Below are 22,554 nucleotides of genomic sequence, written 5' to 3' on the forward strand. Positions count from 1 at the left end.
TTTTCAGGTATTCCCCCTTTTGAACGGATCTAAACCCAATTAAAAAATATTTTGCGTAAAAGAGCGTTCTGTGATATAGTTTTTAATTGCGTATAAACGAATATTAAAACATTTATTTAGGAGTTGTTATCATGGCGACAAAGTTTGAAGTAGGCAGTGTTTACACTGGTAAAGTAACAGGATTACAAGCGTATGGTGCGTTTGTTGCATTAGATGAAGAAACTCAAGGACTTGTGCACATTTCTGAAGTAACTCACGGTTTTGTAAAAGACATCAACGAGCACCTTTCAATTGGTGACGAAGTACAAGTGAAAGTTCTTTCTGTTGATGAAAATGCTGGTAAAATCAGCCTTTCTATCCGTGCAACGCAAGAAGCACCTGAAAGAAAAGAAAGCAAACCAAAGAAACAAAGACCACAGCAAGTGAAAGAAGAAGCTGCTGCACCACAAGGTTTCAATACACTGAAAGATAAACTTGAAGAGTGGATTGAGCAATCAAACCGTAAAGACCTTATCAAGAAATAAAAAAAGCACCGCTTCAAACGGTGCCTTAGGCTGCCTCATAGGCAGTCTTTTTTTATGTCTTTTTCATTAGCGGACCTCTGGATTTGGCTCGTCACGGCGGACAGCTTCTTCACTAGGTTTGAACAACAGACCAAGATTGACAAGACCTGCAATTCCAACAAGACCATAAATAATACGTGATAATGCAGCACCTTGACCGCCAAAGATCGCTGCTACTAAGTCAAATTGAAAAAAGCCGATTAGTCCCCAGTTAATAGCACCGATAATCGTGAGCACGAGGGCAATACGTTGAATAGCACTCATCGTGATTCCTCCTTTCGCTACAGTATCAATACATTTATATTTTGCAGATTTTTAGCCAAACTATGCGTAAGAAAATGGATGAAAGCAAATTACTTTACTTTTGGAATGAAAGAAGCGCATAATGTAGCGCGAGGAGGAGATCACATGGATCGATTTACTTATTGGAACCCAACGAAATTAATTTTTGGAAAGGGAGAAGTATCAGCCCTTTCAGATGAACTAAAACACTACGGAAAAAACGTATTGCTTGTATATGGTGGAGGCAGCATTAAACGAAATGGCCTTTATGACCAAGTTGTCAGTATCTTAAAAGAATCAGGAGCTACAATTACTGAGCTTGCTGGTGTTGAGCCAAACCCGCGCTTAACAACGGTTAGAAAAGGGGTTGAGCTTTGCAAAGAGAACCAAATTGATTTTATTTTGGCAGTCGGCGGCGGTAGTGTCATTGACGCTACCAAAGCGATCGCAGCTGGTGCGAAATATGATGGAGATGCATGGGATATCGTCACTCGTAAGCATGTCCCAATGGAAGCCATCCCATTTGGTACAGTATTAACACTTGCGGCGACAGGTTCTGAAATGAACTCTGGCTCCGTCATCACAAACTGGGAAACAAATGAGAAATACGGATGGGGCAGTCCAGCTGTCTTCCCTAAATTCTCTATTCTTGACCCAGTCAATACATTTACTGTGCCAAAAAACCATACGATTTATGGCATGGTCGACATGATGTCTCACGTGTTTGAACAATATTTCCATCACACGGAGAATACACCTTACCAAGATCGTATGTGTGAAGGACTTCTTCGTACGGTCATTGAAACAGCACCGAAGCTGATCAATGATTTGGAAAACTATGAGCTTCGTGAAACGATTTTATTCACAGGCACCATTGCACTGAATGGAATGCTTTCAATGGGTGCACGCGGAGACTGGGCATCTCACAATATTGAGCATGCGGTATCTGCGGTGTATGACATCCCTCATGCAGGCGGACTTGCGATCTTGTTCCCGAACTGGATGAAACATGTCATTCAAGAAAACCCAGGTCGCTTCAAGCAATTAGCAGTGCGTGTATTCGATGTAGACTCTGCGGGCAAAACAGACGAAGAAGTTGGCTTAGAAGGAATCGAAAAACTTTCTGCTTTCTGGACAAGTCTAGGCGCACCAAACCGTTTAGCTGACTATGACATCAACGATGAGAAAATTGATCTGATTGCAGACCGTGCAATGGCACGTGGTGAATTTGGCCAATTTAAAAAGCTGAACAAAGAAGATGTTCTAGCTATTTTAAACGCTTCTTTATAATCGAACATGGAAAAGATAGCTGCTTTTAAGCAGTTATCTTTTTTGAGTTCTGCATGTACATATGTTACAGTAGTCTTTCATGTTTTTTGGATATAAATGTTTTAAGGAGATGTAGAACAGATGGAGAACTTTATTTACTATAATCCAACGAAATTAATGTTTGGAAAAGGACAACTAGACGGACTGAAAAGTGAACTCGCTCGTTATGGAAAACGAGTGCTTCTTGTATATGGTGGAGGCAGTATTAAGAAAAATGGTCTTTATGATAAAGTCATCAGCGCTTTAAATGAAGCAGAGGCTGACGTATTTGAACTGTCAGGAGTTGAACCGAACCCTCGCCTCACTACAGTGCAAAAAGGAATCGACATTTGCCAAAATGAGAACATTGATTTCTTATTAGCAGTTGGTGGGGAAGTGTCATCGACTGTACAAAAGCCATTGCAGCTGGAGCTGAATATGACGGGAATGTTTGGGATATTATTTCAAAGAAAACGACCGCTCAAAAAGCACTGCCATTTGGCACAGTATTGACACTTGCAGCGACAGGCTCAGAAATGAACCCGGATTCTGTGATCACGAACTGGGAAACAAATGAAAAGTACGTGTGGGGCAGTTCAGTCACGCACCCTGCTTTTTCAATTTTAGATCCTGAGCACACATATTCTGTGCCAGAGAATCAAACGGTGTATGGCATGGTTGATATGATGAGCCATGTATTTGAACAATACTTCCATAATGTCAAAAACACGCCTCTACAAGATCGGATGTGTTTTGCTGTTCTTCAAACAGTCATCGAGACAGCGCCAAAACTACTTGAAGACTTACAAAACTATGAGCACCGTGAAACCATCCTTTATGCAGGAACAATTGCTTTAAATGGCACGCTGCAAATGGGCTATTTTGGCGACTGGGCATCACATACGATTGAGCATGCAGTATCAGCAGTCTATGACATTCCGCATGCAGGTGGACTTGCGATCCTCTTCCCAAACTGGATGCGTCATACACTTGATCATAATGTCGAACGTTTTAAAAACCTTATGTTGAACATGTTTGACATTGAGACAGAAGGAAAATCGGATCGTGACATCGCATTAGAAGGAATCGACAAGCTGTCAGCCTTCTGGACAAGCCTCGGTGCACCGAACCGTTTAGCGGATTATGATATTGGTGAAGATCAACTGGACAAAATTGCTGACATCGCAGCAAAAGAAATGGAATATGGTGGTTTTGGTAACTTTATGAAACTTGGCCGTGATGACATTTTAGCGATTTTGAAAGCTTCTCTATAATTTGGATGGCTGCTTCTCTTCATGAGGAGCGGCTTTTTGCTGCATCAATGACGATCACTTGATTTCAATAGCTAGTTCCGCTAAAGTGAAAGGGACAGAACTAACGTAATGGAGGGCTTACAAGCGATGACACATATTCAATTTGACTACTCGAAAGCGTTACCTTTCTTTCAAGAACATGAGCTTACATATTTAAAAGATTTTGTGAAGGTGGCCCATCATAATATTCATGAACAAACGGGTACTGGCAGTGATTATTTAGGCTGGGTTGACTTACCGAAGCAATATGATCGCGAAGAATTTGCCCGCATTAAAAAAAGTGCAGAAAAGATTAAATCTGATTCTGATGTATTACTCGTTGTTGGAATTGGTGGTTCTTATCTTGGCGCACGTGCGGCCATTGAGTTTTTAAACCATTCTTTCTATAATAGTTTGCCAAAAGGCAAACGCAAAACACCGCAAATCATCTTTATTGGAAACAACATCAGTTCTTCTTATTTAACAGATGTAATGGATCTGCTAGAAGATGCCGATTTCTCCATTAATGTGATTTCAAAATCTGGTACAACAACAGAGCCAGCCATTGCGTTCCGTATCTTTAAAAAGCTCCTTATCGAAAAATATGGTGCTGAAGAAGCGAAAAAACGCATCTATGCGACAACTGACAAGGCACGCGGGGCACTCAAAACATTAGCAACTGAAGAAGGCTATGAATCATTTATCATCCCTGATGACGTCGGCGGACGCTATTCCGTCTTAACAGCAGTTGGTCTATTGCCAATCGCTGTAAGCGGTGCAGACATTGATCAAATGATGGAAGGTGCTGCGAAAGCAAGTGAAGACTTCGCTTCATCTGAGCTCTCAGAAAATGCGGCTTATCAATATGCGGTTGTCCGTAATGTTCTTTACAATAAAGGACGGACAATTGAAATGCTGATTAACTATGAGCCAGGCTTACAATACTTTGCAGAATGGTGGAAGCAGTTATTCGGAGAAAGTGAAGGAAAAGATGAAAAAGGAATCTATCCTTCATCTGCCAACTTCTCAACGGATCTTCATTCACTTGGTCAATATGTACAAGAAGGAAGAAGAGACTTGTTTGAAACTATCGTGAATGTAGACAAGCCACGACATGAACTTGTCATCGAAGCAGAAGAACAAGACCTTGATGGGTTAAACTATCTTGCAGGAAAAACGGTTGATTTCGTCAATAAAAAAGCATTTGAAGGCACAATGCTTGCTCATACGGATGGAAAAGTACCGAACCTGATTGTGACGATTCCTGAAATGGATGCTTATACATTCGGATATCTCGTGTACTTCTTCGAAAAAGCATGTGCGATGTCTGGGTATTTACTAGGCGTCAATCCATTCGACCAGCCTGGAGTAGAAGCGTATAAAGTGAACATGTTTGCTTTACTAGGAAAACCGGGCTTCGAAGAGAAAAAGGCAGAACTTGAGAGCCGTCTCAAACAATCATAAGAATAAAAGGCACATCTTTTCATAAGGTGTGCCTTTTTTTATGTTCTCATGGTGTCAGTGCAAGCCTCCCTAAGCTCTGTACATAGAATAATCAATGGAGGAGGTTGATGAAGCGATGAGAACAAATCATATTTATATCCATGACATTTCCGGGCAGGCCATCGTTAATTTTGGGAATGTTGGGCGGATTTGTCCAATGAGTGCTACGAAAGAAACATCAGGAGCGGGCAGTGCGAACGAGACAAATGCATCATCCAGCCAAAGCTTATTTGATGCTGCTTTTACAAACAATGTGCAAATCACGAAAGGCAAATGTATGAATTCCTCTCTTTAACGAACCCTATACAAAAAGGAGGGTTCTGTATGATTCATGTACCATCTAGGCTAACTGGTGAAAGCTTTTCACTGTACCATTTAGAAGAAAACATGAAGCCGCTCGGATATGTCATTAATGGGAATTGGGATTATGATCATGGATATTTTGATTATAAAATTGACAACCGTGACGGCTATACCTTTCTCAGAGTTCCGTTTACAGCCGAGAAAGGACAGCTGGATCAGCCAGGCGTTGTGGTGAAAATGGGACATCCATTTCTCTTAAAGCATGTCTATCAAGATAAATTAGATGACCATGCGATGGTTGGAAATGTAGGGGCATCTTTTAACCAATTCCAAGAACCGAAAGAGAAAGACGGAGATGTGTCAAAGGCTTATGCCGAAATTGGCTTTTCACTCGTCAAAGAATTAGAAGATGTACTGCTTTAAAAGCTGATCAGCTCATCCTCTGGATGAAGCTCATATCCAAAAGGAGGATTCATCATGGGTCCTTCTTTTTTTTGTACGCCTACAATGATCACATGATGCTCTAGAAAGTGATGAAGTGCCGTTAAGAATGTCTCTCCAGCTAATGAAGCCGGTACTGGAATGATGGTGATCTGTTTATGGAGGGTCATGTTTCTTTTGATTTTTAACGCCATGAGCTGTTCCTTTAAAAGAAAATGCTCCACCATTAAATGATTCACGGCATCAGAAGTATGGATGACTTGATTGGCTCCAGCCCGCTCAGCATTTTTCACATAGCGATCGGTTAAAATTTCAATTAAACAATATAACGAAGGATTTAATCCTTTTGCCGCAAGCAAGGTTAAGACACTCTGCATATCAGCTGTCACTTCATTTTCATGCTGGTCGGCGGTAATCATTAATGTATCAGCACTCATAATATTTGCTCTGCGAAGTGTGGCATCCTCTGTACCATGGCCTTTAATAAAATGGACATTCTCTAAAAGAGGTCCTTCCTTTAAGGAATCATCAATGAGTACAATCGGCATGGCGGGATCAATGGTTTGAAACGATTGAAGCAGTTTGTTCGTTTTCTCATTCCAGCCGACAATGATGAGATGTCCCTTCCCCTTGAAAGCCACCTTCCCCTCTACATACTGGTGCTGTTTGCTAAATACGGCGGCAGCAAGTGTGGCGAAATATGCAGTGACAAAGCTGGCGCCGATCAAAATAAGCGCCATCCCTGCTACTTGCCCAGGCATAGTTTGCGGCACAAAATCACCATAGCCTACCGTCGCGACTGTAATGAGAGCCCACCAGATCCCATCAAAGATCGTATGATACTGCTTTGGTTCAAGTATGACGATTAATTGTCCAAAAAAGAGAAGCAAGAAACAGATGATGATCGCAATGCGAACATAAAGAGGCCATCTTAGCCAGGCAATGAAGATACGGTTTGATTTCATCGAACTCGTCCTTTCAGGGAGACTGCTAATGTCAGTATGCCCGATTAGGAAACAATTTTTCATCATCGTCATGTATTGAAACAGAACCCATATCTTAAAATAAGAGAGAAGAAGGAGGGAATGCGAATGTCGTTTGTTCAAAAGACCGTACTTCTTTTTATCGGCGCACACTTTTTATCATCTGCGGTGATTTTACTCGTGTTTGATTTAAATGCGGTAAACCATTTTATGAATGATTTCTCGTGGCTTCGTTTTTTTCAAGACCTATATGGAACGGTGACATTTTATACAGCATGCATCGGAATGTTCTTCTTTTTCATTGGTGTAGTGATTCCCCTTAAAAAGACCTAGTGCTTTTTGCTGTACACGTTACATAAAAGTCATTAAAATTGTAAATAAATATATAAAATAAAAAGGAAGCTGATGAGCATGCTGTTTTTTTATTTTTTAACATTTGCCGCATTGGGATTGTCTTTTTGGGCACAATTTAAAGTAAAGAATAATTTTGAAAAGTATTCAAAGGTTGAAGCTGCCAGTATGAAAACAGGTGCTGAAACCGCTCGATATATTTTAGATCGCAACGGGTTATATGATGTACCCGTTGAACCGGTAAGAGGAACTTTGACTGATCATTACGACCCGACGCAGCGTGTGGTTCGTTTATCTGAACCAGTGTATTATGGCCATTCCATTTCGGCCATTTCAGTCGCATCACACGAGGTTGGACATGCCTTGCAGCATCAGGAATCCTATGGTGCGCTTGTCTTGAGACATAAGATCTTCCCTGTCGTGAACTTTGCATCTGGTGTTGCCCCGCTTCTTTTCCTAGGTGGATTATTGCTCGGCAGCCTTAACTTAATCGGGCTTGGGATCGTTCTGTTCTCAGCTGCTGTGTTCTTTCAGCTAGTGACATTGCCTGTTGAGTTTAACGCAAGTTCTCGTGCAAAGAATATCATTGTTTCAGAAGGAATCATTAGAAGCAGTGAAGAAAGAGGCGTGAACAAGGTGTTAAATGCCGCAGCTCTTACGTACGTAGCAGCGGCCCTTGTCTCCCTGTTTGAACTGCTCCGTTTTGTAATGATCTTCCTAAATGGCCGTAATGATTAATTGACGCCAGAGGAGGTGAGCCCTTACCCGTGTTAGGTAAGGGTTTTTTTGTATATTTTAAACGTATTTTTAGTCCTATTACTCATTGCTGCGACAGCATTTTTTGTTGTCACTGAATTTGCGATTGTGAAAATTAGAGGCTCAAAAATCAATCAGCTGATTGAAAGCGGTGATAAGAGAGCCATTCATGTTCAGAAACTGACAACTAACCTTGATGAATATTTATCTGCCTGTCAGCTTGGCATTACCATCACGGCATTAGGCTTAGGGTGGTTAGGGGAGCCAACAGTGGAACATTTCCTGCATCCGCTTTTTGAAAAGGCAGGGCTTCATTCCGCTTTGACAGACATCATATCGTTTATCATTGCCTTTGTGATCATTACGTTTTTGCATGTTGTCGTTGGGGAACTTGCTCCCAAAACGATTGCCATTCAAAAGGCAGAAGCCGTCAGTCTTGTGACGGCAAAACCTCTTATTTTTTTCTATAAAGTCATGGTTCCGTTTATTAAAGCATTAAATGGGGCTGCACGAGGCATTGTGAAATTATTTGGTTTTCATTCTGTCAAAGAACATGAAGTGGCGATCAGTGAGGAAGAATTGCGTCTCATCCTGTCTGAAAGCTACGAAAAGGGCGAGATCAACCAATCTGAATACAAATATGTCAATAAAATATTTGAATTTGATAACCGAGTGGCGAGAGAGATCATGATCCCGCGCACAGAAATCTCTGCCATTGAAATTGAACAGAGCCTGGAAGACGTGACGCATTATATGCTGAACGAAAGGTATACACGTTATCCTGTCATTAAAGAAGATAAAGATCATGTCATTGGTGTGATCAATAGCAAAGACGTATTTAAAGCAAGTTTTCTTAATCAAGAGGTGTCCATTGAAGACTTAATGCGCCCTGTCATTCGTGTCATTGAAAGTACACCAGTTCAAGAACTGCTGATTTTGATGCAAAAGGAACGGATTCATATGTCGGTGCTTGTAGATGAATACGGCGGAACAGCTGGTCTCGTCACAGTTGAAGACATATTAGAAGAAATTGTGGGGGAGATTCGGGACGAATATGATCAAGATGAAACCCCTCATATTGTGAAAAAAGGTGACTTTCATTATGTGATGGATGGGAAAGCTTTGATCGATGAAGTAAATGATTTATTGGATTTAGCGATTGAAAATGATGATGTTGATACAATTGCCGGTTGGATGATGACGCATAAAATTGACTTTGACATTGGAGATATCATTGAAGCAGAAGGCTGTGAATTTAAAATCGTCGATGCAGAAGATCATCATATTCGAACCATAGAAGTAAAAAAGGTTCACTTTTCCTAAAAACCTCGGAGCTATTGACGAGGTTTTTTTGCTTGGTAAACTTTAGGTAAGAAGATTTGTTTCTGCCAACCGGCAGTGATTGGTTTCACATAAAAAGGGTATGGTTTTATAGAGATGATCAAAAGGAGCAGAGAAATGAAAAAAATCAACGTACAAACAGACAAACACGATGACATGATAGACATTACCCATGAAGTTCAGCAATATGTCCGGGAAACTGGAATTCAAAACGGAACGGTTATGGTCTATTGTCCACATACGACGGCTGGAATCACCATTAATGAAAATGCCGACCCAGACGTCAAACGAGATATGCTGCGCCGGCTTGACGAAGTCTTTCCGTGGGAACATTCAAAAGATCGTCATATGGAAGGCAATACAGCAGCGCATATGAAAGCTAGTTATATGGGAGCATCTCAGCACGTTCTTGTCCATCATGGTGATCTTGTGCTTGGAACGTGGCAGGGAATCTATTTTTGTGAGTTTGACGGACCGAGACATCGTCACTTTTATGTACAGGTGTCATCTAACGAGTAAGGGCGGGGGAGAAGATGGGAGAATTCACAGCGTTACTTCAAATTGAACATGGCATCATTCAAGCACCAATGGCAGGAGGAGCGGTGACGCCGCAGCTTGTCGCCGCTGTTTCACAATATGGCGGTCTCGGTAGCTTAGCAAGTGGTTATGTACAGCCAGAAAAGATGAGGCAGCAAATCAGACAGGTCAAACAGCTGACATCTCGTCCATTTCAAGTGAATGTGTTTGTCCCTGAACCCATTTCAGAAACGAAAACAGAAGATGTATCATTTTGGACAGACCGGCTGCCTGTCATACAAGAAGCACAGATGATCCCTAGAGAAGAAGAATTATGGAAGGACTATGAACAAAAAATCAACATTCTTCAAGAAGAAGAAGTCCCAGCTGTGTCGTTTACATTTGCCTGTCCAAATGAACAAACAATTCATCATCTGAAACAAAAGGGGATCTTTCTCATTGGAACAGCTACAACAAAAAAAGAAGCACTGCTTTTAGAAGAAAAAGGAATGGATGCCATTGTTCTTCAAGGAAGCGAAGCAGGAGGGCACCGAGGCACCTTCTTACCTTCAAAGGGAGATGCTCTGCAGGGACTTTTCTGCCTGATCAGTGATGTCAAGTCTGTCTGTCATATCCCATTGATCGCAGCGGGAGGTATCACAGACAGGACCACTATGAAAGCAGCACTAGCACTTGGAGCAGATGCGGTTCAAATAGGGACACGATTTTTAGCGAGTCAAGAAAGTGGTGCGGCAGATGTGTACAAAAAGGCGCTGTTACAGGCAGAAGGCAGTGAAACAGCGATGACACGGCTTTTCTCTGGAAAAAAAGCCAGAGGTATTGTCAATCAGTGGATGGAGGAAGAAAGACGAAATGAAGACCGGGTTCTTCCCTATCCTATACAGCATGTATGGACAACACCGATGCGAAAAGCGGCAGCTGCTGCAGGAAACCGAGAACAAATGGCTCTTTGGGCAGGTCAGGGGGTTGGCCGTATTCATTCCATTTTAACCGTTGAAGAGATCATGCATGAACTCACGCAGATATAATTTGATGATGGGTGGTGTGACAGGATGGAAATCTTAAAACATTCATATCGGAAAAAAGGACAAATTGAATTTCTATTTGATGATTTTCCGCACTCCCCTGCCGTCCTTACCCCCATTCGTCATTACTATTTCGTTCGTTATGTGAAATGGAATCAGCACGACCCTCCAGTCACAAGAAACGATCTAGAAGAAATGGAAATCCTAGCAAACACAATGCTTGGCACGCTCCATGATTACCGCAAACGAAAGGCATACAAAGGCCCCTTGTCATAACCTATAGACAAGAGGCCTTTTTTAGCTGCCAAACATTTGCCTGAGATAAATAACATCCATCCTAGTAGTCTGCGGCAGTAAATAAGCGGACTGAACCGCCCCTGGCCGTCTTCTGGCATTTAATTTATCGATAATCTCTGCAGCTGTTAATATCCCAAGCCCATGACCATAATATTGATCTTCCCCTAAGTAAATCACATTTTCTCCGCGCCATTGAGACTGTTGATAGCTAAACTCTGGATTCTCGAAATATAGGCAATCCCCATAAATAAAATCATTTCCGCGCTCTGTATAAATGGACAATGTATCATAGTGCCAGTCATACAGTGTTAAACTTCTAAGTCTTCGATTGAACTTCTCGTCTCCTACCGTTTGCAAGACTCCCATATAAAACACAATGACAATCGCTGTGGCACATTCAAAGGCATATTTTGAGCCATTTTCAAAGATGTCTTTAATCCCTGTAGATGGCTCGACTTGATAGCGCAGTTCTAACGCTCCGGCCTCTGATACACGCCAATAGGCGTCATTCGCACGGGACCTTTGAAAGATAGCAAATGAGGCACCGCTCTTATTCAAATCTCTTGCCGCATTCATGATATTCGATCTTAAAGTCACTTCAAATAACAAATCAGATGCCTGCCTATAACGGAACGTATCATTTGAGGCTTGTAACTGCATCAAAATGATCCGCTTTTGTCCTTCTAGCTGAAACGATGCCAACTGCTCATTTGTCACTGGCTGTCCTGAAAGGATAATCATATGAAAAGCGCCCCCTTTTGTATTAGCGTATGCGGGATGCTTGGGCAAGGAATCAATTTGTGGAAATAAACAAAAAGACATCCTTTTTATTTGAAAAACATGAAAATAATATGAAGCTGTCCGATATAAAACATAACGTTTAAAAGGAGGAAAAACATGAAAAGTATCATAAAATGGTTGAAAAAACCATCGATTTCTAAAAGGCTGATTATTTCATTCACACTTGTTCTCGTCTTGCCTATCATTACACTCAGTACGATTTCATATCAGATTGCCAAAGAAGAATTAGATCATGAAATCATGTACGGAGCCAACGCAAGAGTCAATGAGCTGAATGACATGATCGAGCAAAAGCTTTTGAATAAGGAGAACGCAGTCAAACTGTTTACCGAAACATCCAGTGCTGCAGACTTTAAAAAGAAAAACCAGGACGAACTGTATGAGCATTTTGAGATATACAGTAAAATCAATGAAGATGATGTAGTTGGATTTTATGCAGCAAGTAAAAATCGTGACTTTATTCAGTATCCTAAAGTGGATATGCCAAAGGACTATGACCCAACAACTCGTGACTGGTACAAAGCGGCGATGCAGGACGAGACAGGTGAACCTGTTGTCACCAATCCATACGTCTCAGCCACAACAGACAGCATGGTTGTCACAATTGCCCAACGCTTGAAGGACGGGTCTGGAGCAATAGGAATCGACATTGAAGTTCAAGACATTGTCGATAAAATCAAAGACATTAAAATTGGACGAGAAGGATATCCAATTATTGCAAATAAAAACAAACAGATTGTCGCTCATCCAGAAGAAAAATCGGGATCTGCAGTGACTGAAAATATTTCATCAATCCTTTACAGCAGCAAAGAAGGAACATCAACTTATGAGAATAAAGGAGAGCAAAAACGTCTCGTTTTTGTAACAAATGATTTAACAGGTTGGAAAATTGCTGGAACGATGTTTGTATCAGAAACAGAAGAAGCAGCACAGCCAGTTTGGAATTCTGCCATTATTCTTTTAATTTCTTCTTTTATCCTTGGCGGTATTGCGATCTTCTTTATCGTTCGCTCCATCACAATTGGACTTAGAAGGCTTGTTGATTTCTCAGAAAAGGTGAGTGAAGGGGATCTAACGGAAACCCTCGAAACCAAATCGAAGGATGAAATAGGAGACCTCACAAGAAGCTTTAGTAAGATGAGTGAATCTTTGCGTGAAGTTATCCGAGCGGTCCAGCAATCTGTCGACAATGTAGCTTCAGCTTCAGAAGAGCTGACTGCTAGTGCCAGCCAAACAAGTCAGGCGACAGAGCATATCACCATGTCGATTGAACAATTCTCAAATGGGAATGAAGCACAAAATGAGAAAGTCGAATCTAGCACGAATCAGCTTGTCGCAATGAATGAAGGATTACAAGGTATGTCACAAACTTCATCAGAAGTGACTGCTGTCTCCATTCAATCGACAGAAGCGGCTGGACAAGGCGGACGTATCGTTGAAAGCACAGCGAATCAAATGAAACATATCGATACATCTGTACAAGAAGCTGAACAAGTCATGAAAGAATTAGAATACAAATCTAAAGATATTACGAGCATTTTAAATGTCATTAATGGCATCGCAGATCAAACGAATTTACTTGCACTCAATGCAGCCATAGAAGCAGCAAGAGCAGGTGAATCAGGGCGCGGCTTCTCTGTCGTAGCAGAGGAAGTCAGAAAACTAGCGGTCCAATCTGCAGATTCAGCGAAAGAAATTGAAAAGCTGATCCAAGAAATTGTATTGGAAATTTCCAAATCTCAAGAGATGTTCAAAGCTGTTAACCGAGAAGTAAATGCAGGACTTGGGATGACAGAAGAAGCAAAAGAAAGCTTCCAAAACATCTATGAGGCGGCAGAAGGTATGTCGAAAAAACTCACTCAATTAAATGATACAGCGGTTGACCTATCAAGCGGATCAAAACTTGTATCACAAGCCATGCAAGAGATGCGTCAAGTTTCAAGAGAAAGTGCGGCGAACATTCAAGATATTGCGGCATCTGCTGAAGAACAATTGGCATCTATGGAAGAAATTTCGTCCTCTTCTGTCACACTTGCCAATATGGCTGAGGAATTAAAAGAGCTGACAAGTCAATTTAAAATTGATTAAAAAACGATGAAAAAATATCCAGAATTGTCTGGGTATTTTTTTTATTTTTAAACGTCATTTCCAGCCCTCTAAAAATAAACCTTTCATCCGATAATAACTTTAGAGAAGTAAAGGGGGAAAGAGAAAATGGGAAAAATGATCCAATGGTTCAAAAAACCATCCATTTCTAAAAAATTAGTTATTGCCTTTTTGGTAGTCCTCATACTGCCAACCGTCGCACTCACAATCAGTGCATTTTTTACATCAAAAACAGAGTTAGACAAACAGATTATGGGCAGTGCGATGAGTCAGGTCAATGCATTTGATACCTTAATCGATGAGAATATTGGGAACAAGGCAGAGGCTGTGACTCTGTTTACAGATGATCTCAAAGCGGTTAATCTTCAAGAAAAAAATAGAAAAGCTACCATTAAAGAATTGCAGCAATACGGAAAAATTAATGAAAAAGATGTCTCAGCCATTTATGCAGGTTCAGAAAAGGGCTTGTTCATGCAATACCCAGTTCAAAAAATGCCTGAAGGCTATGATCCGAGAGAGCGTCCGTGGTATCAAGAGGCCATGAGTGCTGATGGTAAACAAGTCATCACGAAGCCATACGTCGCAGCATCTACAGGTAAAATGGTCATCACCATTGCCCAAAAAACGAAAGATGGCTCAGGGGTAATTGGTCTTGATATGGAAATTGACAGCCTCATTCAAAAGCTAAAAGAAATTAAAATAGGTCAAAAAGGATATGCTTTCATCATGGAGAAGGATAAAACCGTGCTAGCAGATCCAACCCAAAAGCCAGGAAGCAAAGTCAATGAGAATTTGGCGAACATTATTTTTAAAAACAAACAAGGAAACGGCAGCTATACACTCAATGGAACAGATAAAAAGGTGGCGTATGTCACCAATGAACTAACCGGCTGGAAAATCGGCGGCACGATGCTCGTATCAGAAGTAGAGGATGCAGCTAAACCCGTTTTCAATACTGCCATTATTGTGTTCAGTGTGACACTGATCGTAGCAGGAACCCTCATCTTCTTTATTGTCCGCTCTATTTCAAGTAGATTATCCAATCTTGCCCGTTTCTCGAAAAAGGTCAGCGATGGTGATTTACGTGATAAACTTCAGATTCAATCAGATGATGAAATAGGACAAGTTGGTAAAGGCTTTAATACGATGATTGACTCATTAAGATCCCTCATTGGCGCCGTCCAAACCTCTGTTGAAAATGTCGCTTCTTCATCAGAAGAACTGACCGCAAGCGCAGGACAAACAAGTAAAGCAACAGAGCATATTACATTAGCCATTGAACAATTCTCTACTGGTAACGAAAGCCAGAATGATAAAGTGGAATCAAGCTCAGAAGAGTTAGAAGAAATGAACAGAGGCCTTCAGCACATGAATGAGTCGGCTGAATCGATTACCGCTTCATCCATCAAATCAACAGAGATTGCAGGAGAAGGCGGACAGCTAGTGGAAAAAACCGCTTCTCAAATGAACGTGATTGATCAATCAGTGAAAAAAGCAGAGAATGTCATCAGTGCGCTGGAAAGCAAATCAAAAGATATCACCCAGATTCTTGGTGTCATTAATGGCATCGCAGATCAAACGAATTTACTTGCGCTGAATGCAGCGATTGAGGCAGCAAGAGCTGGCGAATCTGGTCGAGGCTTCTCCGTTGTAGCAGAAGAAGTAAGAAAACTTGCTGTTCAATCTGCCAACTCAGCGAAAGAAATTGAAAACTTAATCAAAGAAATCGTTCAAGATATTGATGTATCACAAGAAGTATTCACAGCAGTAAATCAAGAAGTTCAATCAGGCTTAAGCTTTACTGAACAAACGAAAGTCAGCTTCCACAATATTTTCGACATGACCAAAGAAATCTCAGATCAGCTCCAAACAATGAATCGAACAGTTGTCCAGCTGTCAAAAGGATCTGCACATGTTTCTGAGGCTGTCCGTGAGATTGCAGACGTATCACGTGAAAGCTCCGCCAATATTCAAGACATTGCCGCTTCAGCTGAAGAACAGCTGGCATCAATGGAAGAGATCAGCTCATCCTCTGCCACCCTTTCTTCAATGGCAGAAGAATTACGTGATTTGATTAGCAAATTTAAAGTTGAATAAACAAAATGAAAAGAACCTCCAGCTAGGGGGTTCTTTTTTGAACTGAACATAACGAAAGAAATAGGTAAATATGCTTATTTTGGTGAGTTTTCGAGCATTACACCTTGAAAAATAATCCGTATTACCTAAAAATAGAGGGGGATGATCCCAAATCATAAACCAAAAGGAGTAGAGTCATGAAAAAAATCAACTTTTTTAAGCACTTTACGATGTCAAAGAAATTAATTACTGCATTCTTAGCGATTCTCCTAGTGCCCATTCTTGTGTTGGCCGCATTTTCCTATGAAGTGGCGTCTAAGTCTCTCAATGATGAGATTATGTCTAGCGCTGCAAATGGTGTGAATCAATTAAATGAATTGATCAATAAAGATGTACAGCCTAAAATTGATATTGTTTCATATTTATCTAAATCGGTGAAAAAAAAGGAACTGGCCTCTAAAAATAAGGATTTACTTAAGGTGAAATTAGAGCAACTATCGGAAACAGACGACGATGTCGTAGAAGTATTTGTTGCAGATCAGAATGGTAAACTAACTGAATATTCCGAGATTCATAAAGGCAGTGCCAAAAGCGCAAAAAATGAACCATGGTTTCAACAATCAATGGGAGATGACAAACTCATCATTTCAGATCCTTTTACAGACAAGTCATCAGATGACCTGCTCATCACAATATCAGAACAGTTAGCAGATGGTTCTGGTGTCATTGGTATAAATGTACGATTGAACACGATTGTGAAAGATACAAACAGCATCAAAATTGGTCAAGAAGGTTATGCGTTTGTCGCTACCTCAGACCAACGTTACATTGCTCATAAAACGGAAAAGGCCGGGACGAAACTGACAGGCGATTTCATCGAAAAGATGTATCACAATAAAAAAGGAAGTTTCGAATATGAATTTAACGGACAGCCGAAGCAAATGTTTTATGACACAAATGAAGCGACAGGCTGGAAGCTTGCGGGAACAATGTATGTCAACGAAGTGAAGGAAGCCGCACAGCCAGTGCTTGACTTAACCATGATCATCCTAGCTGCTGCGATTGTCATCGGTGGAATCGCGATTTATTTTATTATTAAATCGATTCGAAAACCACTCATAGAGCTCTCTGAATCTGCTGAGAAAATCAGTCAGGGGGATCTCACCCAGCATATCGAGGTGCGCACACACGATGAAATCGGCAAGCTTGCACAGAGCTTTAACGATATGTCGGCAAAGCTGAAACAAGTCATTCAAGCCGTCCAGAATTCAATTGAAAATGTGGCTGCCTCATCTGAAGAATTAACAGCTAGTGCAGGACAGACAGCCCAAGCAACTGAGCATATTACCTCATCTATTGAACAGTTTTCAAACAGCAATGAACATCAAAATGAGATGATCGAAAAAAGCTCTGTCCAGTTAAACGACATGGATCGAAGCTTATCACATATGGTCAACACGACTTCTCATATGATGGAATCATCTATCGAGTCTAGCAAAACCGCTCAGGCTGGTGGAGAGCTCGTTCAAAAAACAGCAGGTCAAATGCAAACGATTGAACAAGCAGTGAAAGAAGCGGAGCTTGTGATTGCAGGGCTAGAACAGAAATCTAAGGACATTACAAGCATTCTTGGAGTTATCAACGGCATTGCAGATCAGACGAACCTCCTTGCTTTAAATGCAGCGATAGAAGCCGCACGTGCAGGTGAGGCAGGAAGAGGCTTCTCTGTGGTCGCTGAAGAAGTTCGCAAGCTTGCAGAGCAATCAGGCAGCTCTTCAAAAGAAATTGAAAGTCTGACGAACGAAATCGTAGATGAAATTGAAAAGTCGCAGAAGATGTTTAGACAAGTAGCAGGTGAAGTTCAATCTGGATTAAACATTACAGATGAAACGAAAGTGAGTTTTGAGAAAATCACCCATAAGACATCAGAAATGACAGAACAAATGAAACAAATGAATGGATCAGCCCAAGAACTTTCTCATGGCTCAAACGATATTTCACAAGCAGTCAATCAAATCAAAGAGCTTTCACGTGAAAGTTCCGCAGGTTTCCAAGATATTGCGGCTTCAGCAGAAGAACAGCTGGCATCAATGGAAGAGATCAGCTCATCTTCCGCCACTTTATCCCAAATGGCAGAAGAACTGAGAGAGCTCATCAAACAATTTAAAATATAAGAGTCATATGGAACACCTGACGTTTTGACGTCAGGTGTTTTTCCGTTCTTTGCACATAATTTGGGTATTTTGGACTTATCTAGACTTTAATAAATTAAAAAAGTAAAGAACCTAGTAGTACTTCCGATATATATACTATCTTACTAAAAGGAGTTTTCTTTTTTATGAATTTCATACAGTATTTCAAAAAACCATCTATATCAAAAAAGCTCGTTTTCTCTTTCTTATTTATTCTTTTATGCCCAATTATCGTATTGGCATTCTCTTCATATCATACGGCGAGCACCTCTTTAAATGATCAAATCATGCAAAGTGCAAAGGAAAATGTAGAACAGCTGGACAAAAACATTACGAAGGTTGTGAAAGTAAAAACAGACGCAGCCGATTTCTTTAGCAAATGGATTACGAAGAAAAAGCTGGGGCAAAAAGGAACGACTGATATTCAAGGGCGCTTTGAGCAATTCATGAGCATGAATGATGACACAGAAGGCATCTTTGTTGCTTCAAGTGATGGAAAAGTGTTCTCAAGATATCCAAATCAAAAAATGCCTGCTGATTATGTCGCAACTGAGCGGGATTGGTACAAAGATGGCTGGGCGAAAAACGGTGAGCTGTCTGTTTCCGCTCCATACCCAACCGCATCAACTGGTACACTTGTTGTGACGATTTCTAAAAAACTAGAGGACGGTTCTGGTGTTATTGCCATGAACCTGGACATTGCGAATCTAGTAAAAGAGTCTAATAGTATCAATATTGGTAAAGAAGGTCATGCTTTTATCGGAAGCCCAGATCGAACATACGTGGCACATCCAACGAAAAAAGCAGGAACAAAATTAACAGGTGATTGGGTAGACAAGCTTTATACACAAGACAAAGGTTCAATGAGTTATATGTTTGAAGGGAAAGAAAAGCAAATGGAGTTCACAACAAACAAAGCGACTGGTTGGAAAATTGCCGGTACAATGTTTGTCAGTGAAGTAGAAGAAGCGGCGCAGCCAGTCTTCAACATGGCGGCCATTATATTAGCTGGTGCGCTCATCATTGGCGGTATTCTCATCTTCTTTATCATCCGTTCTATTACAAAACCACTTTCCATGCTTGTCTCCTCTTCTAAGAAGATTAGCGAAGGAGATTTAACAGAGAAAATTGATGTCCGGTCAAAGGATGAGATTGGTCAGCTCGGTACAAGTTTTAATGAAATGAGTGAGTCACTCAGAGATGTGATCCAAGCTGTACAGACATCTGTTGAAAACGTGGCGTCATCGTCGGAAGAACTGACGGCAAGTGCAGGTCAAACGACAAAAGCAACCGAACATATTACATCATCCATTGAAACATTCTCGAACGGAAACGAAAATCAAAGTGAAATGGTGGAACAAAGTGCAGCCCACTTGAAACAAATGAACGAAGGGCTAAATGAAGTTGCACAAACATCTGATGTCATTACAGAATCATCGGTTCAATCAAAAACAGTCGCAGAAACAGGCGGACAGCTTGTTGAACAGACAGTTGGCCAAATGAAAACGATTGATCATTCAGTGAAAGAAGCTGAAAGTGTGATCAACGGATTAGAGCATAAATCAAAAGATATCACCAACATTTTAGGTGTCATTAACGGTATAGCAGATCAAACGAATTTACTGGCTCTGAATGCAGCCATTGAAGCAGCACGTGCGGGCGAGTCAGGCAGAGGCTTCTCGGTTGTAGCAGAAGAAGTCCGTAAGCTGGCGGTTCAATCATCAGATTCTGCAAAAGAGATTGAAAAACTCGTCAAAGAAATTGTCTCTGAAATTGAAACGTCTCAAAATATGTTCAAATCTGTGAATGAAGAAGTAAAAAATGGTCTATCAATTACAGACCAAACAAAAGAAAGCTTCTCACAAATCAATCAGCAAACGGCAGAAATTGCGACAAGAATCAATGAAATGAATACGACAGTTCGTGAGCTTTCAAAAGGATCTGAGCAAATTTCTAAAGCAGTGAATGAAATTGCAGATGTATCGAGAGAGAGTTCAGCAAGTATTCAAGATATCGCGGCATCAGCAGAAGAACAGCTGGCATCAATGGAAGAGATTAGTTCTTCTTCGACGACGCTTTCCCAAATGGCGGAAGAATTGCGTGACTTAATTAAAAAATTCAAGATCAGTGAATAATAGAAAGTGGTTCTCCTCAAGGGGAACCGCTTTTCTTTTTAAGAGATGATCTCGTACAATAGAGGAAATCCGAAGAAAAGGAGAGATGTTATGCGTTTATCAAATAAGAAGGTCATTGCGTTAGTCAGTGATGATTTTGAAGATTTAGAGCTATGGTATCCCGTTTTGCGATTAAGAGAAGAGGGGGCAACTGCCCATCTCGTAGGCGAAAAAGCAGATCATGAATATATCGGGAAGTACGGAGTGCCGGCTGTATCAGATGCAGACTTCTATTCCATTCAAGCAGATGATTATGATGCGGTTCTCGTTCCTGGGGGATGGGCGCCCGATAAACTGCGCCGATATCCAGAAGTATTAGACATCGTTCGTACGTTTGATGCAAAGGGCAAACCGATCGGACAAATCTGTCATGCCGGCTGGGTGCTCATTTCAGCTGGTATCCTGAAAGGTAAAAAAGTAACGAGTACACCTGGTATTAAAGATGATATGACGAATGCTGGAGCAGAATGGTTTGATGAAGCGGTTGTGACAGATGGTCATATTGTATCTAGCAGACGCCCGCCGGACCTTCCGCCATATGTGAAAGCATTTGCCGATGTATTAGCGGCAAACTAGATTCACATGAACAAACAAAGGGCTGTAAAACGCCCTTTGTTCATTCAATGCCTCATTACATTTGTCTGTCGGCTGGATAGATAATGCCCATTTGTCTTCTCGCCTCGTCCATGACGGACATGGTTTGAACAGATAAGGCAAATGTATTGATTGGAGACTGCCCCTTTTTTTGCTTGATGCATTGAATGAAGTGATCGATTTCATAATACATAGCCGGTTGATCATCTTTAATAGAAATATCGGTTTGCTGTCCATTCCGATCATGGATGATGATACGAGAAGGGCGATGGAATTGATCAATCACCATCGTGGCATCCTCCCCTTGAATTTCAGCAGATACATGAGATGTTGAGATTTTTGAATGGAAAAGAAGTGCTTGATGTCCTTCATATTGTAAAAGTAATGAACCGCTCCCATCTACTCCAGAAGAAAGTGTATAGCCTCTCGCGGTGATTTGATGTGGCAGCCCGAATAAATAAATGATGGGAAAGACAAGATACACGCCGATGTCAATTAAGGAGCCATTGGATAATTCCGGCTTAAAAGCATTTGGAATCTCACCGTTTCGGTAGGCATCGTATCTTGAGGAATATTTACAGTAATGAGCGATCACTTGCCGAATGGGGCCTAGTTGATCAAGATGCTGTTTGATTTGAAGAAAATTCGGCAGAAATGTGGTCTTCATCGCTTCCATTAAGCACACCTGATATTTTTTCGCAGCAGCAATCATTTCTTCAGCCTCTTTCCGGTGAGAGGCCAATGGTTTTTCACATAATACATGTTTTTGATGCGCCATCATCAGCATCGCTTGCTCTTTGTGAAGGGCGTTTGGACTTGCGATATACACAGCATCAAACGCATCACTTGCCGCCATTTGTTGTAAATTAGTAAAGACGGTATCAATGCCATACTTGTCTGCAAATGCCTGTCCTTTTTCAGCAGACCGAGAATAGACGGCCGTACATGTAAAATCCGCCACTCCTTCACCAGCCTGTAAGAATCGATCTGTAATCCAATTCGTTCCGATGACAGCAAATCGAATCATCACATTCCCTCCTTCTGCTTTTCTCTGATTATACATGCTTTGAAAGCGTTTGTATGAAAGAATCTTCTTTTTTATTGAAAAGCGGATGAAACCTTTACCTTAGCTGATGCGTCTTACATAAAGAATATAAATGTACGAAAAGTGGATAGTTTCCTCCTTCATTCGGGTAATACTTGAGAAGGAGGGAGGAGGAAACGAACATGAAGCGCATCCTACATATAGGAAGTACATACGCATTCGCGCTTTTATTTATAGCAGCCGGTGTTTTTCATGTGATAGAGCCAAGCGGCTTTGCCCGCATGATGTCTGGATGGCCATTTCCCTATGGCATCATTTATGCCACCGCATGCTTGGAATGGCTGTTGGCCGTATTACTACTTCTTCCAAACGTAAGGATTGTGGCAGCAAAAATGATCGCTGTCTATCTGGTGCTCATTTTCCCTGCGAACCTATTTGCTGCGAGAGAAGGGATTCCATTTCCAGGGCAAGAGAGCACAGAACAAGCCTTGTTATGGATGAGGTTAATCGGACAACCGATTTTGATTGGATGGGCCATGTCCATTGCGAAACGTGAAAAAAAGCTAAAACAATGATCACAAAAT

The 22,554-nt window shown here is 41.1% G+C and carries 21 protein-coding genes and 5 pseudogenes; 22 read left to right on the forward strand and 4 right to left on the reverse strand.

What is annotated here, in order from left to right; translation table 11 throughout:
* The first annotated feature begins 131 nt into the window (after nucleotides 1–131).
* The gene (gene yugI, locus KFQ09_RS14220; protein WP_008345795.1) at nucleotides 132–524 is read left to right on the forward strand and encodes a S1 domain-containing post-transcriptional regulator GSP13; all 393 of its coding nucleotides are present in this window, start codon (nucleotides 132–134) and stop codon (nucleotides 522–524) included.
* Nucleotides 525–590: 66 nt separating this feature from the next.
* Here the strand turns inward: yugI and KFQ09_RS14225 are convergent, their stop codons facing one another.
* Nucleotides 591–827: a DUF378 domain-containing protein gene (locus KFQ09_RS14225; RefSeq protein WP_008345792.1), complete on the reverse strand. Its 237-nt coding sequence runs from the start codon at nucleotides 825–827 to the stop codon at nucleotides 591–593.
* A 144-nt stretch (nucleotides 828–971) separates the two neighbouring features.
* On the opposite strand from KFQ09_RS14225, the gene KFQ09_RS14230 reads away from it, so the two are divergent.
* The 5 genes and pseudogenes from KFQ09_RS14230 (at nucleotide 972) to KFQ09_RS14250 (ending at nucleotide 5,674) form a co-directional block, all read left to right on the forward strand.
* Complete coding sequence (locus KFQ09_RS14230) at nucleotides 972–2,135, forward strand: iron-containing alcohol dehydrogenase (protein ID WP_060832596.1); 1,164 nt, start codon at nucleotides 972–974, stop codon at nucleotides 2,133–2,135.
* A gap of 120 nt (nucleotides 2,136–2,255) precedes the next feature.
* Nucleotides 2,256–3,427 (forward strand): annotated as a pseudogene (locus tag KFQ09_RS14235) (iron-containing alcohol dehydrogenase).
* A gap of 126 nt (nucleotides 3,428–3,553) precedes the next feature.
* Nucleotides 3,554–4,909 carry a glucose-6-phosphate isomerase gene (locus KFQ09_RS14240; protein ID WP_024719715.1) on the forward strand — a complete coding sequence of 452 codons (1,356 nt, stop codon included), beginning with the start codon at nucleotides 3,554–3,556 and terminating at the stop codon, nucleotides 4,907–4,909.
* Between the two features lie 115 nt (nucleotides 4,910–5,024).
* Nucleotides 5,025–5,243, forward strand: coding sequence for a spore germination protein (locus tag KFQ09_RS14245; RefSeq protein WP_025207892.1), 219 nt, complete (start codon nucleotides 5,025–5,027; stop codon nucleotides 5,241–5,243).
* Nucleotides 5,244–5,272: 29 nt separating this feature from the next.
* Nucleotides 5,273–5,674 carry a YugN-like family protein gene (locus KFQ09_RS14250; protein WP_024719713.1) on the forward strand — a complete coding sequence of 134 codons (402 nt, stop codon included), beginning with the start codon at nucleotides 5,273–5,275 and terminating at the stop codon, nucleotides 5,672–5,674.
* Here KFQ09_RS14250 and KFQ09_RS14255 read toward each other — a convergent pair.
* Complete coding sequence (locus KFQ09_RS14255; RefSeq protein WP_099496712.1) at nucleotides 5,671–6,657, reverse strand: potassium channel family protein; 987 nt, start codon at nucleotides 6,655–6,657, stop codon at nucleotides 5,671–5,673. The genes KFQ09_RS14250 and KFQ09_RS14255 overlap by 4 nt on opposite strands.
* 126 nt (nucleotides 6,658–6,783) lie before the next feature.
* Here KFQ09_RS14255 and KFQ09_RS14260 point away from each other — a divergent pair, with 126 nt between their 5' ends.
* The 6 genes from KFQ09_RS14260 to KFQ09_RS14285 all read left to right on the forward strand — a co-directional run bounded on the left by KFQ09_RS14260 (nucleotide 6,784) and on the right by KFQ09_RS14285 (nucleotide 10,961).
* Nucleotides 6,784–7,008, forward strand: coding sequence for a YuzI family membrane protein (locus tag KFQ09_RS14260; protein ID WP_008345775.1), 225 nt, complete (start codon nucleotides 6,784–6,786; stop codon nucleotides 7,006–7,008).
* 81 nt (nucleotides 7,009–7,089) lie between these two features.
* A complete protein-coding gene (locus KFQ09_RS14265) occupies nucleotides 7,090–7,764 on the forward strand; it encodes a zinc metallopeptidase (protein ID WP_024719711.1) in 675 nt (224 codons plus the stop codon).
* Between the two features lie 48 nt (nucleotides 7,765–7,812).
* The gene (locus KFQ09_RS14270; RefSeq protein ID WP_255835777.1) at nucleotides 7,813–9,105 is read left to right on the forward strand and encodes a hemolysin family protein; all 1,293 of its coding nucleotides are present in this window, start codon (nucleotides 7,813–7,815) and stop codon (nucleotides 9,103–9,105) included.
* A gap of 135 nt (nucleotides 9,106–9,240) precedes the next feature.
* The gene (locus KFQ09_RS14275) at nucleotides 9,241–9,642 is read left to right on the forward strand and encodes a secondary thiamine-phosphate synthase enzyme YjbQ (protein WP_025207889.1); all 402 of its coding nucleotides are present in this window, start codon (nucleotides 9,241–9,243) and stop codon (nucleotides 9,640–9,642) included.
* A 14-nt stretch (nucleotides 9,643–9,656) separates the two neighbouring features.
* The gene (locus tag KFQ09_RS14280; RefSeq protein ID WP_241511416.1) at nucleotides 9,657–10,688 is read left to right on the forward strand and encodes an NAD(P)H-dependent flavin oxidoreductase; all 1,032 of its coding nucleotides are present in this window, start codon (nucleotides 9,657–9,659) and stop codon (nucleotides 10,686–10,688) included.
* Between the two features lie 24 nt (nucleotides 10,689–10,712).
* Nucleotides 10,713–10,961 carry a hypothetical protein gene (locus tag KFQ09_RS14285; RefSeq protein ID WP_017358966.1) on the forward strand — a complete coding sequence of 83 codons (249 nt, stop codon included), beginning with the start codon at nucleotides 10,713–10,715 and terminating at the stop codon, nucleotides 10,959–10,961.
* Nucleotides 10,962–10,982: 21 nt separating this feature from the next.
* Here the strand turns inward: KFQ09_RS14285 and KFQ09_RS14290 are convergent, their stop codons facing one another.
* Nucleotides 10,983–11,723, reverse strand: coding sequence for a protein-glutamine gamma-glutamyltransferase (locus KFQ09_RS14290; protein WP_008345763.1), 741 nt, complete (start codon nucleotides 11,721–11,723; stop codon nucleotides 10,983–10,985).
* A 339-nt stretch (nucleotides 11,724–12,062) separates the two neighbouring features.
* On the opposite strand from KFQ09_RS14290, the pseudogene KFQ09_RS19550 reads away from it, so the two are divergent.
* From KFQ09_RS19550 to KFQ09_RS14315, 9 genes and pseudogenes are all read left to right on the forward strand, one after another.
* Nucleotides 12,063–12,881, forward strand: a pseudogene (locus KFQ09_RS19550) (cache domain-containing protein); the annotation flags it as partial.
* 162 nt (nucleotides 12,882–13,043) lie between these two features.
* A complete protein-coding gene (locus tag KFQ09_RS19555) occupies nucleotides 13,044–13,871 on the forward strand; it encodes a methyl-accepting chemotaxis protein (RefSeq protein ID WP_370539193.1) in 828 nt (275 codons plus the stop codon).
* A gap of 282 nt (nucleotides 13,872–14,153) precedes the next feature.
* Nucleotides 14,154–14,993: pseudogene (locus KFQ09_RS19560) on the forward strand (cache domain-containing protein); the annotation flags it as partial.
* A gap of 42 nt (nucleotides 14,994–15,035) precedes the next feature.
* Nucleotides 15,036–15,986: a methyl-accepting chemotaxis protein gene (locus tag KFQ09_RS19565; RefSeq protein WP_370529239.1), complete on the forward strand. Its 951-nt coding sequence runs from the start codon at nucleotides 15,036–15,038 to the stop codon at nucleotides 15,984–15,986.
* A gap of 317 nt (nucleotides 15,987–16,303) precedes the next feature.
* Nucleotides 16,304–17,152 (forward strand): annotated as a pseudogene (locus KFQ09_RS19570) (cache domain-containing protein); the annotation flags it as partial.
* A gap of 207 nt (nucleotides 17,153–17,359) precedes the next feature.
* Nucleotides 17,360–18,139 carry a methyl-accepting chemotaxis protein gene (locus KFQ09_RS19575; protein ID WP_370648330.1) on the forward strand — a complete coding sequence of 260 codons (780 nt, stop codon included), beginning with the start codon at nucleotides 17,360–17,362 and terminating at the stop codon, nucleotides 18,137–18,139.
* Between the two features lie 305 nt (nucleotides 18,140–18,444).
* A pseudogene (locus KFQ09_RS19580) lies at nucleotides 18,445–19,299 on the forward strand (cache domain-containing protein); the annotation flags it as partial.
* Nucleotides 19,300–19,506: 207 nt separating this feature from the next.
* Complete coding sequence (locus KFQ09_RS19585; protein WP_370648331.1) at nucleotides 19,507–20,292, forward strand: methyl-accepting chemotaxis protein; 786 nt, start codon at nucleotides 19,507–19,509, stop codon at nucleotides 20,290–20,292.
* Nucleotides 20,293–20,382: 90 nt separating this feature from the next.
* On the forward strand, nucleotides 20,383–20,907 hold the full coding sequence (locus tag KFQ09_RS14315; protein ID WP_255835778.1) for a type 1 glutamine amidotransferase domain-containing protein: 525 nt from the start codon (nucleotides 20,383–20,385) through the stop codon (nucleotides 20,905–20,907).
* Nucleotides 20,908–20,962: 55 nt separating this feature from the next.
* Here KFQ09_RS14315 and KFQ09_RS14320 read toward each other — a convergent pair whose 3' ends face one another.
* Nucleotides 20,963–21,952, reverse strand: coding sequence for a Gfo/Idh/MocA family protein (locus KFQ09_RS14320; RefSeq protein WP_255835779.1), 990 nt, complete (start codon nucleotides 21,950–21,952; stop codon nucleotides 20,963–20,965).
* Between the two features lie 200 nt (nucleotides 21,953–22,152).
* Between KFQ09_RS14320 and KFQ09_RS14325 the strand changes: the two genes are divergently transcribed.
* Nucleotides 22,153–22,545, forward strand: a complete 393-nt coding sequence (locus tag KFQ09_RS14325) for a DoxX family protein (protein WP_008344160.1) — start codon at nucleotides 22,153–22,155, stop codon at nucleotides 22,543–22,545.
* Nucleotides 22,546–22,554 lie beyond the last annotated feature (9 nt).

The sequence above is a fragment of the Bacillus sp. FS02 genome (assembly GCF_024398395.1).
Classification (GTDB): Bacteria; Bacillota; Bacilli; order Bacillales; family Bacillaceae; genus Bacillus; species Bacillus altitudinis.

What these genes read in the sequence shown, in the direction of transcription:
- yugI (WP_008345795.1), top strand. Translation starts at nt 132, where the DNA reads ATGGCGACAAAGTTTGAAGTAGGCAGTGTTTACACTGGTAAAGTAACA.
- KFQ09_RS14225 (WP_008345792.1), bottom strand. Translation starts at nt 827, where the DNA reads ATGAGTGCTATTCAACGTATTGCCCTCGTGCTCACGATTATCGGTGCT.
- KFQ09_RS14230 (WP_060832596.1), top strand. Translation starts at nt 972, where the DNA reads ATGGATCGATTTACTTATTGGAACCCAACGAAATTAATTTTTGGAAAG.
- KFQ09_RS14240 (WP_024719715.1), top strand. Translation starts at nt 3,554, where the DNA reads ATGACACATATTCAATTTGACTACTCGAAAGCGTTACCTTTCTTTCAA.
- KFQ09_RS14245 (WP_025207892.1), top strand. Translation starts at nt 5,025, where the DNA reads ATGAGAACAAATCATATTTATATCCATGACATTTCCGGGCAGGCCATC.
- KFQ09_RS14250 (WP_024719713.1), top strand. Translation starts at nt 5,273, where the DNA reads ATGATTCATGTACCATCTAGGCTAACTGGTGAAAGCTTTTCACTGTAC.
- KFQ09_RS14255 (WP_099496712.1), bottom strand. Translation starts at nt 6,657, where the DNA reads ATGAAATCAAACCGTATCTTCATTGCCTGGCTAAGATGGCCTCTTTAT.
- KFQ09_RS14260 (WP_008345775.1), top strand. Translation starts at nt 6,784, where the DNA reads ATGTCGTTTGTTCAAAAGACCGTACTTCTTTTTATCGGCGCACACTTT.
- KFQ09_RS14275 (WP_025207889.1), top strand. Translation starts at nt 9,241, where the DNA reads ATGAAAAAAATCAACGTACAAACAGACAAACACGATGACATGATAGAC.
- KFQ09_RS14280 (WP_241511416.1), top strand. Translation starts at nt 9,657, where the DNA reads ATGGGAGAATTCACAGCGTTACTTCAAATTGAACATGGCATCATTCAA.
- KFQ09_RS14285 (WP_017358966.1), top strand. Translation starts at nt 10,713, where the DNA reads ATGGAAATCTTAAAACATTCATATCGGAAAAAAGGACAAATTGAATTT.
- KFQ09_RS14290 (WP_008345763.1), bottom strand. Translation starts at nt 11,723, where the DNA reads ATGATTATCCTTTCAGGACAGCCAGTGACAAATGAGCAGTTGGCATCG.
- KFQ09_RS19555 (WP_370539193.1), top strand. Translation starts at nt 13,044, where the DNA reads ATGTCGATTGAACAATTCTCAAATGGGAATGAAGCACAAAATGAGAAA.
- KFQ09_RS19565 (WP_370529239.1), top strand. Translation starts at nt 15,036, where the DNA reads ATGATTGACTCATTAAGATCCCTCATTGGCGCCGTCCAAACCTCTGTT.
- KFQ09_RS19575 (WP_370648330.1), top strand. Translation starts at nt 17,360, where the DNA reads ATGATCGAAAAAAGCTCTGTCCAGTTAAACGACATGGATCGAAGCTTA.
- KFQ09_RS19585 (WP_370648331.1), top strand. Translation starts at nt 19,507, where the DNA reads ATGGTGGAACAAAGTGCAGCCCACTTGAAACAAATGAACGAAGGGCTA.
- KFQ09_RS14315 (WP_255835778.1), top strand. Translation starts at nt 20,383, where the DNA reads ATGCGTTTATCAAATAAGAAGGTCATTGCGTTAGTCAGTGATGATTTT.
- KFQ09_RS14320 (WP_255835779.1), bottom strand. Translation starts at nt 21,952, where the DNA reads ATGATTCGATTTGCTGTCATCGGAACGAATTGGATTACAGATCGATTC.
- KFQ09_RS14325 (WP_008344160.1), top strand. Translation starts at nt 22,153, where the DNA reads ATGAAGCGCATCCTACATATAGGAAGTACATACGCATTCGCGCTTTTA.